Consider the following 12,523-nt stretch of genomic DNA (forward strand, 5'->3'; position numbering starts at 1 on the left):
CTGAAGCTGAAGCTCAAGCAATTTTGGAGAAATTAAGACAAGTTGATGCGAAACTTAACTCTCCACAAGTTTTATTCACCACTGATAATGAAAGAGATCAACGTAATAAAGATGCTTTTAACGAAGCAAGAACTAAAATCGTTGCTCAAATTCGACAACTAGAAAATCAGAGCCTTTCTTTATTATTAACAGGTCTACAATCAAATGAAGCTTCGTTCCAAAAAGGAATAGATAACTTAAACCGCGAAATTGAAGCAGGTAATAATGTAGCGAGGATTACACAAGCAATTGATAGCATCCTGAGTGTTGTCACTGCGATAGTGATTCCCACGCGAGGAATCGGAAGCCGGAAAATATACGTTTTACTGGTGGGAATCGACAACTATCCCGATCCTAAACATCGCCTAGACGGTTGTGTAAATGACATTACAGCCATAACCGAGTATCTAAACGAAAGGTTTGACCCGCAAGAATATCAACTGCATTTACTCAAGCTTCAAGACGAACAAGCAACCCGTGAGGCAATTATTAACGGCTTCCGCAACCATCTTTGTCAAGCTCAAAAAGATGATGTAGTTTTGTTCTACTACAGTGGTCATGGTTCCCAGGAACTAGCACCCAAGGAATTTTGGCACATAGAACCAGACCATCTGGATGAAACTTTAGTCTGTTACGACAGTCGTACCGAGAACGGTTGGGATTTAGCCGATAAGGAATTGGCGAAACTAATTGCAGAAGTTGCAGAAAAAGAACCGCATATAACCATCATTATGGATTGTTGTCATTCTGGTTCTGGCACGAAAGACCCCATGCAAGAAGCCAAAGAACGTCGCTTTCCCGCCGATAAGCGAGAACGTCCCTTGGATAGCTTTATTTTTAAACTGGAAGATTTAGAGAAACTTACAGATTCTGGCGATCGCGATCCCGAAAAACACCCCACAGGTTGGAAGATCCCCAAAGGTCGTCATGTGCTGCTAGCGGCTTGTCGAGACTACGAAACAGCCAAGGAATACCCAGGTAAGTTTAGGGGTTATTTCTCCTATTATTTGTTGGATACACTTACCAAGACCAACGGAAAGCTGACATATCGGGATTTATTTGCCCGCACAAATGCTATTGTCCGTAGTGAAGGTAGAGAACAGTCTCCGCAATTGGAAGTGAATGATCCCCAAGATGGTGATAAGTTCTTTCTTGATGGTGCGATCGCCCCAGTTGCATCATACTTCATTGTCAACCATGACAAAACCTCTGGATGGGTAATTGAAGGTGGTGCTGTCCACGGAGTGCAACCACCCAAAAATGGCGAAACTACTTTATTAGCACTATTTAAATTTGATGCTAATAATGACGATTTGCGTGACCCTTCAAAATCTGTAGGTACAGCAAAAGTAACTCAGGTATTGCCAACTAAGAGCCGAATAGATATCGAAGAGGTAGAAAACCTAGCTACTGATACCACTTTTAAAGCAGTTGTCACCAATTTACCCTTACCACCTTTAGGGATTTCTTTTGAAGGAGATGAAGCGGGTATAAATTTAGCGCGTGAACAGCTAAACAAAGCCGGACTAAATGGTAGACCTTCAGCCTATGTCCGCGAGTCAGAAAAAATTGGCAACGCAGATTTGCGCTTGTTGTGTCACAACAACCAGTACATCATAGCCAGACCCACAGATGAGCATCCCCTAGTAGCTCAAATTGATGGTTACAACCCAGACAACGCAGAGAAGGCAATTAAACGCTTAGAACATATTGCTCGATGGAAAACAATTGCTCAACTTGCAAATACTGCGGCAACTCAGATTAAAGCTGGTGATGTGAAGATGGAACTCATCTTTAAAGACGAGGATTTATCACAATCACAGCAGATGCGTTTGCAGTACAAGTATCAGGACGGTAAGTGGCAACCACCGGAATTTAAACTGAAACTTACCAATACAACTAAAAAGCCTTTTTACTGTGCTTTAGTCAATCTTTCAAATAGTTTTTCCATTAGCGCCCCATTTTTTGAATCTGGTAGCATCAGGTTGCAACCAGGAGAATCAGCTTATGCTTTAGATGGAGAAGAATTGATCCTCGAAGTCCCAGACGAGTATTGGGAACTGGGAATTACCGAGTACAAAGACATAATTAAATTGATTGTTAGCAATGACGAATTTGATGCCAGATTGCTAAATCAAGATCAACTAGATGCTCCTCGACCTAGATCAAGAGATATAGGTGCGAATCAAAGTAGTCTTGAACGTTTAATGGCTCGGACGCAAAATCGTGAAATCAGAGCCAAAAGTAGCGCAGTCAGTTTTGACGATTGGTACGCAGAGGCAATCACAATTACCACAGTCCGTCCCTTGGAATCTACCCCAGTTACCGCAGGACAAGAACAACAATTAGCAGTAGGGGTGAAATTACAACCTCATCCCAGCTTAAAGGCAAATGTTCGCCTCACAACTACACCACAAGTCAGTCGGGATTTGGGTAATAAAATTTTGCCTCCCATCCTACGGGAAGATCCCCAAGTAACTCAACCTTTCCAATTTACTGCCAGTCGCGGTACAGACCCAGGATTAAGTGTACTGGAACTGAGGGACGTTGCAGATTATGAAGTTGTTACCCCAGATGCACCTCTAAAGCTATTAGTTGATGCACCCCTAACAGATAATGAATATCTGCTTCCTATAGGTTATGACGGTGAATTTTTCTTACCTTTAGGGCGTGGTCAAATAACTAAAGACGGTAAAACAGAAATTATCCTCGAAAGATTACCAGCACCCGTAAGTGAGGGAGAACGCAGCCTGCAAGGTGCAATCCGTATCTTCTTTCAAAAAGTGATCAGCCAGGGTTTGGGACGAGAATTTAAGTATCCAATATTGGCAGTACCTGAAATAACAGAGAATCAGCAAAAGAAAGTAACTTATCGTGACAATGAAGCTTATGTTAGGGAGCAGGTAAAAAATGCCAAACGAATTGCTCTCTATATCCACGGAATTATCGGCGATACCGAAAGTTTAGTATCTACTATTAAACAGCCTGTATTGCAACCAGATGGGCAAAAAATTTCCATCAGCGAACTTTACGACTTAGTGCTTACTTTTGATTATGAAAATTTGAATACTTCTATTGAGCAGAATGCCCAAAATTTAAAGCGACGGCTCAGAGATGTAGGTTTAGGAGAAAACCACGATAAAGAACTACACATTATTGCTCACTCAATGGGTGGTTTAGTATCTCGTTGGTTTATTGAACAGGAAGGTGGGCATAAATTTGTCCAACACCTAATTATGTTGGGTACACCAAACGCCGGTTCTCCTTGGTCTGCGGTGGAAGATTGGCTAAAACTGACTCTGGGTATTGCACTCAACAGTCTTGCTACAGTTGCTCCTCCGGCAAAAGTAGTAGGTACGTTATTGGGTACATTAGAAAAAAATATCCGGGTGTCTCTAGCCCAAATGAACCCAGCTTCCGAATTTCTCAATTCTCTGGCCGCTAGTGATGATCCTGGTATTCCTTACTCAATTATTGCTGGTAATACCTCTATTATTGCCGCAGCATTAGAAGAACAACCACAGAAAAAGTCCAGTATATTGAAACGACTACAACAACGTTTATTTAATAAAGTGGTAGAATTACCGTTCTTTGGTGTGCCAAATGATATAGCTGTGAAGGTGGATAGTATCAAGAGTGTTCCTACCGCGCGATCGCATCCTCCCCACATTCAAGAAGTACCTTGCGACCACATGAGTTATTTCTTGAGTGAACCTACTGAAGTTGGGTTACAAGCTTTGATTGCAGCTATTACAAGGCAGAAATAATAAAATGCCCAAAAGGTAAAAGTAGGCATTATAAATGTCTATCTTTTGCCTTACTCATTTCTGCATTTACATTTATGTGCTAGTGCAAAAACCACGCTATTTAGTAACAAAATAAACAATTTTTAATGTGCAATTATGAAATATAAATGGAAAAATACAACCAAAAATATCGGTTTATTCTGTACACTAGTTACTACCTTTCTTATCAGTCTAAATACTTCTGCTAAAGCAGCAGAAACTGTTGTATTGCGTTATGGTGTGTGGGAAGAATCAATCTCAGTCACTGATTTACAAAGTATTGCAGAAACAGGACAAGTACCTCAGAAATACAAAGTCTATACTAATAAATTTCCTTCCGAAAAACGCCAGAAGTTTTTAGTACTTCTAAAAACGAAAAAACGTGTAAATTTTGTAACTTTAAGTCGATTATTATATACTTCAGTTGGCAGCACTATTCTCCAGGATTTTGGTAGACTAACATCCCGCAAGGATAATGCTGGAATGCCAGCTCTGAGAACTGCATTGGTACATGGTTCTAAACCTAAAGAAGGACTTTCTATTATTAGCTTTATTCAAAATTATCCTAGTGAACGCCTTGTGATTAATTTGGAGGAAGCATCTCAAGTTTTTAGTAACTTGAACTTGTCGTATCAGCAAACTAACCAGTTCATGCAAGCCATTACTCCTCGGCTGGCTGCAAAATCCACTAAACAAGCATTCCCCTTTGATCCTAGCGAAGCAGGAAGTGGCAAAGTACAGGTTATAAACTTACCAAAATTAAAAGATGAACAACGCCAACGTCTTGTTCCTGTTGATATTTACTGGTCAAATTCTGTAACTCCTACTAAACCTGTGGTGATTTTGTCACATGGTTTTTCCTCCAATCGCACAGATATGCGCTACATAGCAGAACATTTAGCATCTCATGGCTTTGTAGTAGCAGCAGTGGAACATATTGGTAGCAATGAGGAATATAAAATTGATTTGACTGATTTGACAACATCTAGGCTGACAAGTATGAAACCACAAGAATTTTTGGAACGCCCCAAAGATATCAGTTTTGTTTTAGACGAGTTAGCAAAGTTAAATCAAACAGACAAACACCCATTGCAAGGTAAGCTGACAACCGATAACGCTATAGTTATTGGTCATTCTTTTGGAGGTGGGACAGCTTTATCTATTGCTGGAGCAGAATTGCAAGTAAATTCTTTAAAAGAACGCTGTCCTCCAGTCCTGGGTACTACTGTTAGCGCAGGAGAGGGTCTACAGTGTGTTGCTAAAGATTTACCAGAAAATCATTATCAATTGCAAGATTCTCGTATTAAACAAGCGATCGCTCTTAACCCCACAAGTTTCCTGATGTTTGGTGAAACCGGGTTAGAAAAGATACAAGTTCCAACCCTGATTTTGGCATCATCTAAAGATGAAACGACTCCAGCTTTAACTGAACAAATCATTGGTTTTACCAAAATCACATCACCAAAATGGTTGATTGGAATTGTTGGCGCAACTCACAGCAGCATCAAAGATCCAATTTCAACTGCACAGAGAGAGGAGAAAAAGAGTGTTGAAGTAGTTGGTGAGCAAGCTGCTGATATTCGTAAGTATATGAAAGCCATTACTTTAGCATTCGCTTCTCAGATGACTCCAGAAGCTAACAAATATCAACTATTTCTTACCCCAGAGTATGCCCAATATGCTTCTACACAAGCATTCCCGATTCGTTTAGTAACGGATATCCCGGCTGATATTCTGAAAGAAATCAACAATGCTGTAAGCAATAATCAGCAGTAATTAAGTTTAAATCAAAGGCTTTTAAGCTATTAATTTCTTATTTGCATAGAGGTTTCCTTCATGTCAAAACATAACTTCAACCGTAATTTTGCCATTATTATTGGCATTAATAATTATCAAAATAGTATTAGAGAGTTAATAACCGCAGTTCCCGATGCTCTCAAGTTAGCTGAAATTATTCAAAAGCAACATGAGAATCTAAAACCGCAATATCAAGCACAAAATAAATATGAAGTGCAATTATTGTTGAATCAACGTGCAAGTCTTAGCCAGCTAAAACAATTAATTGCCGACTTTAAACAAGGACAAATAACGCTTGACAAAGAAAAAGTAACAGTTACAGAAAGCGATCGCCTCCTTTTCTATTTCGCTGGACATGGCATTGCTTTAGACGCTCTAGAAAATCAAGAAGGGCCTGTAGGTTATCTGATTCCTCAAGATGCTATATCCGGTGATAGCAGTACCTACTTGCCGATGCAGGAATTGCATGATGCTTTGAACGCACTTCCTTGTAGGCATCTGTTAGCAATTCTTGATTGCTGCTTTGCAGGAGCTTTCCGTTGGGCAAGCGTGAAGCGGGAAGTTGTACGCAAAGTGCAGATATATAAGGAACGCTACGACAGATTCATTAGCGATCGCGCTTGGCAAGTGATTACTTCCGCATCTGACGACCAAAAAGCTTTAGATTCCTTGGGATCTCGCGGGAGAGCCACAGACGGAAACGAAGTTCATTCCCCCTTTGCCAAAGCTCTGTTTGATGTTTTGCTGGGCAAAGGTGGAGATTCAAATCAAGATGGTATGGTCACTGCAACTGAGCTTTACTCATATTTGCGCGATCAAGTAGAAATTGCATCAGAAAATTACTACCAGCGACAAACTCCTACTTTATGTCCACTCAGGAAACATGATAAAGGGGAATTTATCTTTTTGTTGCCTGATTTTGACCGAGATAAATTAGAAGATGCACCACCACTAAACGTAGAAAATAATCCGTATCGAGGATTATCTTCCTATGATGAAAAAGACAGTAATTTGTTTTTTGGTAGAGAAGAGCAAATTCAAAAGCTTTATCAGAAAGTAGTTGATAACAAACAACAATTAACATTAGTCTTGGGTGCTTCGGGAACGGGTAAATCTAGTTTGGTGAAAGCTGGACTTATTCCTAAACTCAGGAAGGATGATAAAGCCTGGCGTATCCTGCCGCCTTTTCGGCCAGGGGAGTCTCCTTTAAAGTCATTGAATAACGTACTAGAATCGGTCAAGCAGCCTTTAATCCAAGCCGGAACATCTTCCCGTTTATTCACCCCAGCCGAAGAAAGCTTGGGAAATTGGTTCAAGAATAATCCTCAAGCAAAGCTACTGGTGGTTATCGATCAGTTTGAAGAATTGATAACTTTATCTAAGAGTGAAGAAGCAGAGAAATTTCAGATATTTATTAAAAATATACTTGCTAAATATCCTAACCACATCCATGTAGTTATTACCTTGCGACTCGATTTTGAAGCGCAGTTTCAAACCTCGGTACTCAACGATTTTTGGAATGACGATGCTCGGTTTGTTGTTTCACCAATGAACCAAAATGAATTCCGCCAAGCAATTGAGAAACCTGCACTAGAAAAAGTTCTATATTTCGACCCCCCCAGCTTGGTAGACGAACTAATTAACGAAGTCGTACAAATGCCAGGTGCTTTACCTTTGCTTTCTTTCACCCTGAGTGAATTGTACTTGAAGTATTTAGGCGATCGCACTAGGGATAACCGGGCTTTAACCAAGAAAGATTACGAAGAGTTGGGAAGGGTAGTTGGTTCTTTAACCAAGCGTGCTAACCAGGAATATGACAACTTAGTTAAAGAAGACAGTGCTTATCAAGATACAGTGCGGCGAGTAATGTTACGGATGATTTCGTTGCAAGGTAGCGAGTTAGCACGGCGACAAGTTCCTAAATCGGAACTGGTGTATTCCGATCGGGAAGAAAACCAGCGAGTGCAAACAGTCATCAAATGTTTCTCTGAAGCTCGCTTAATCGTTGAGGGGTCTAATGCTCAAGGTGAATCCTATGTAGAACCAGCCCATGATGCTTTGGTGCAGGGGTGGGATCAGTTGCTGGAGTGGAAGAAAAAAGAGGAAGAAAACTTACTTTTACAACAGCGATTGACTCCGGCGGCTGAAGAGTGGCAAAATCAGCAACAGCCAAGGTTTCTTTGGGATGCTAACCCCCGTCTTGATTTGTTGAAAAAGGTACTCGATTCGGATGACAACTGGCTTAACAAAGTAGAAACTGACTTTGTGCAGCGCAGCATTGCTCGGAGAAGTTTTAATGCTCGTCGGAATTGGGGAATTGCCATTACAGTGATGCTGGGATTGGGTACAGGTTTGGTCTTCTCCTTAATTGGACAGAGAAATGCACTCATAAATCAAATTCAGGCTTCCCGTCAATCTGCTGAAGCAAACTTCCAATCAGAGCAAGAGCTAGATGCTCTGCTTGCCAGTTTACGAGCAGGGAAAACTCTTAAAGATTGGCCTTGGTACTTATCTTTATTCCGTCCAGAAAGGAATTTACCGTTTTTAAAACCAGACAATGAGCTTAAACCTCAAGTGTTACAGACTTTGCGAAAAGCATTTTATGTAGCTAAAGAACGTAACCGCATAGAAGTGCCTCAAGACTTTACTAAGATGTTTTTTGCTCCTGATGGTACTTTACAGATTGCTACAGTAGGAAGTGATGGTATTGTCCATATACAAGACTCGAAGGGAAACAAACGATCCAAAGTATTTTCAGGACATAAAGGTAAAGTAATACTGGATATTAATCGGGATAGTAGCTTATTAGCAAGCATTGACGAGCAAGGAACTGTTCGCCTGTGGAACTTAGAAGGAATACAAGAAGAGCTACCAAAGCTTGTAGTCTCTATCCCACAGTCTACATTTTCTAAAGTAGATAGCTCTGGGATCGAGTTCAGTCCTGATGGCAAAAAGCTTGTAGCTTTTGTAAAAGGAGAAGTTAAGAGTAATCAAAAAAGTGATGGAATTAGCTATCTGTGGGACTTATCGGGAAATGAGACGAAGCTATTAAAACAGGCTCAAGGCTATTTCAGCGATATTAACTTTAACTTCAACAACCAGCTAATTGTGGCTACCCACCCAGAATTCACCACCCCCATCTACTTATCAGATTTTATGTCTGGCAAGCGGTTGGCAAATTTATCAGCAGCATATTTCATAGCAGACTGTCGCAATAGTGTCAAATTTTATTTCACTAATGATAATATCTCCGCAGCTATCTGCGGTGGTGCTGTTAGAGTTAAAAAGTTAGATGATGAATCCCCGTGGAAAGATTTTGAACCTGCAAGTGGAGAAGAGAAAAGTATTAATTTTGATGCTATTGGTAGACTGATTGTAAGACACAACTATCAGGGTACTATTAGTATTTATGATTCATATTTATCCGAAGATAAATTGCAATTGGAACTGAAAGGGCATAAAGGTAAGGTTGATCAGCTTATTTCAAGCTCGAACGGCAAAAGATTTGCTAGTAAAGGTGATGATAATACTATTCGCTTGTGGGACATAAAAGACAAGCCATTAACACAGTTAAGGTCAATTCCGAACCTAACAAGTATTAGCGTCAGTTCCGATGGTAAGCAAGTAGCTGTTGTAGGAAGTGATGGCACTGTTCGGCTATTGGATTTGAATGCTAATGAATTGAAGCGATTTGTAGATGTTCAAGACAAAATTAGTCAAATCATTTTTAACCCTGTTGAGCAAAAATTGGCTGCGGTTGGTAAAGATAGTACAATTCGCCTATTAGAGCTGAATGGAAAGGAGTTGTATAAATCCCAAAATTTTGAAAAACCAATTAATCAGCTTATTTTTAGTCCTAATGGTCAGCAGTTAGCTTTCGTGGAGAATGATAACACGCATGAGAGTACTAGCTCTATCTATCTGTTAAATTTGAACAATAAACCCTGGAAACCCTTACTATACGAGTTCAGTCCCACGTATAATAGGAGGGGTTCTTATCAGAGTATCACTTTTAGCTCGGATAGCAAGAGCCTGCTAGTGGCAGGAATCTCAAGTTTTGGAACAGACCGCAACAGTTATTCCTTGGAAGAATTGGAATCTACTAAGGAGTTAGCTAACTTTGAGAGTGAAAACCTCTTCAGTAGAATCAGCCTTAATACCAAGGTTAGCTTATTAGCTAGTACAAACGGTGAGTCTATCTATCTATGGGATATGTCAGGAAAACTATTGACTAGTTTCAAAAGTCAGCCAACAGGCGAAGTTACTAGTATAAGTGCTGATGGCAGCTTACTAGCCACTCTTAGCGAGGACGGCACAGCTATATTGTGGCGGATTGGAGATTTTGATGAACTACTGGAACAAGGTTGCGATCAGGTAAGGGACTATCTAGCTACCCTTGATGAGAATAACAGCGATCGCCATCTCTGTAACGATGTACCACCAATTACTACAAATCCCAAAAACTAGGTGAGTTAAAAGCGAACTGCAACCATTATATGTCAAAATCCAAGTATGATTTTCACCGCAACCTTGCAATAATTATTGGTATTAATCACTACTCAAATGGTATACCAGAGTTAGAGACACCAGTTGATGATGCTGAAAAACTCGCCAAAATTCTCCAAGAGAATTATCAATATGAGGTGCAGATATTACTAAATGAAAAAGCTACATTATTACAGTTAACTTCTCTATTAGCAGACCTTAAGCAAAAAACACTACATTTACCTGAGAAAACATTACAGATAGAAGAAAATGACCGTTTAATATTTTACTTTGCCGGACATGGAATAATCCCCGCAGATGGGCTAGAAAACAGGGATAATCTGGCAGGCTATCTTGTCCCCCAGGATGCAAGAGGAGATATTCTTCTGCAAAAGCAAATAGAAATTAACAAAATTCTCCTGCCCATGCAAGACTTGCATGATGCCCTTGTAAAACTGCCTTGTCGTCATCTACTAGTTATACTAGATTGCTGTTTTGCTGGGGCATTTCGGTCAAGCTTATATCGAGAAATTCTCCCGGCGCGAAAAGTCTATAAACAACGGTACGATCGCTTTATTAGAGATAGAGCATGGCAAGCGATCGCATCTGCGGCTCACGACCAAAAGGCGATCGATTATCTCGGTTGTTTCGGACAAAGAGGAAGCACAGGCAAACACTCTCCTTTTGCAGAAGCCTTGTTTGATGGTTTAGTGGGTGCTGCCGACACAACGCTACGAGAAGGTGATGGTATTATCACAGCAACAGAACTTTACTGCTATTTACGCGATCGAGTTGAAGAACTAACCGACGAGCATGACAAACGCCAAACTCCAGGCTTGTTTCCCCTGAAAAAGCATGATAAAGGCGAGTATATATTCTTACTACCAAATTTTGACCAAAACAAGTTAGAAGATGCACCAGCACTCAATGAAGAAAACAACCCTTATCAGGGTTTAAAAAGCTATGAAGAACAGCATTCTCAGTTGTTTTTTGGTAGAGATGAATTAATAAAGCAACTATATGAACGTGTTCATCACCCTAAAAACCCACTAACTGTAGTTTTAGGCGTTTCCGGTTCTGGCAAGTCTAGTTTAGTCAAAGCGGGGTTAATCCCTTATATAAGGGCTAACCATAACGAAGATTGGTACATTATACCTACATTCCGTCCTGGTGAATCTCCTTTCGCCGCGCTGGCTGAGGTAATAACAGTCAATACAGAGGTTAGTGGAAGCAAAATAGAGATAATTAAGTCTCTCAGCGAGACGCTCATACAAGCACCCAGGCAATTGATTGAAATTGTAGCCAATGGCAGACAAATCCCTGCAAATGCAAAGCTTTTATTGGTGATTGACCAATTTGAAGAACTAATTACCATCTGCAAGCAACAAGAGCGAGAGCAGTTCTTAAATTTATTGGCACAAGTATTAGAGGCTAATGCTCAAAAGTTGCACATAATCATCACCTTGCGCTCTGACTTTGAACCGCGTTTTTTAGATTCTGCACTCAAACCCTATTGGAGTGGCGATCGCTTTCCAGTACGTGCCATGAGGTCTGATGAATTACGGCAGGCCATTGAAAGACCAGCTAACGAAAAAATGCTGGACTTCGACCCGCCAAATCTAGTTGACGTACTGATTGACGAAGTAGGGCAAATGCCCGGTTCGCTATCACTATTATCTTTTACTTTAAGTGAACTTTATACTAAATGTATTGAGAGAGAAAGTAGAACTTTAACTGAGGCAGATTATAAGGATCTAGGCGGAGTTGCAGGTTCGTTAACACATCGAGCAACAGAAATATACAACAAACTGGATAATGCCCAGCAACTCACAATGCAACGGGTGATGCTGCGGATGGTAACAATTCAAGGCGGGGAGTCAGCAAGGCGAAGAGTGCCTTTATCTGAGTTGATATATATAAATGATGCAGAAAATACGCGAGTGGAGGAAATTCGTCAACTGCTGGATAAAGCGCGTTTAATTGTTGGTGGACAGGAAACTGGGGGTGAACCCTATGTAGAACCAGCCCATGATGCTTTGGTTCGCGGATGGAATAAGTTACAGGAGTGGAAAAATGAGGAGCTAGGAAATTTGTTACTGCAACAGCGTTTAACGCCTGCGGCTAATGATTGGCAGCAAGATAGCACTAATACTGGTTTGCTATGGGATGATGACCCACGCCTTCCAATTTTAGAACAAGTGGTTAAATCAAACAATAGTTGGCTAAATGAACAAGAAACGAAATTTATCAAGCGTAGTATTCGTAACAAAGAAGAAAGGAATATAAATGAAAAAAAGCAGATTATAAATATATTTGCCAGAGCATCTCAAGCTTTCTTTGCTTCCAATCAGCTGTTAGAAGCTTTAATTGAAGCTGTGAAAGGTGGAAAAGAATTACAAAAATTACGAGACAAATTT

The 12,523-nt window shown here is 40.4% G+C and carries 4 protein-coding genes; all 4 read left to right on the forward strand.

Features of this window, described 5'->3' with window-relative positions; genetic code table 11:
* Positions 1–338 precede the first annotated feature (338 nt).
* Positions 339–3,806: a caspase family protein gene (locus ACWATR_RS37185; protein ID WP_460344510.1), complete on the forward strand. Its 3,468-nt coding sequence runs from the start codon at positions 339–341 to the stop codon at positions 3,804–3,806.
* 135 nt (positions 3,807–3,941) lie between these two features.
* Complete coding sequence (locus ACWATR_RS37190) at positions 3,942–5,600, forward strand: alpha/beta hydrolase (protein ID WP_460344501.1); 1,659 nt, start codon at positions 3,942–3,944, stop codon at positions 5,598–5,600.
* A 60-nt stretch (positions 5,601–5,660) separates the two neighbouring features.
* A complete protein-coding gene (locus ACWATR_RS37195; protein ID WP_460344504.1) occupies positions 5,661–10,088 on the forward strand; it encodes an nSTAND1 domain-containing NTPase in 4,428 nt (1,475 codons plus the stop codon).
* A 29-nt stretch (positions 10,089–10,117) separates the two neighbouring features.
* Positions 10,118–12,523, forward strand: a 2,406-nt coding sequence (locus tag ACWATR_RS37200) for an nSTAND1 domain-containing NTPase (RefSeq protein WP_460344507.1), incomplete at its 3' end; no start/stop codon positions are given.

Source organism: Nostoc sp. UIC 10890, from assembly GCF_054786515.1.

Excerpts from the sequence above, each read along its gene's own strand:
- ACWATR_RS37190 (WP_460344501.1), top strand. The coding sequence starts at position 3,942 with ATGAAATATAAATGGAAAAATACAACCAAAAATATCGGTTTATTCTGT.
- ACWATR_RS37195 (WP_460344504.1), top strand. The coding sequence starts at position 5,661 with ATGTCAAAACATAACTTCAACCGTAATTTTGCCATTATTATTGGCATT.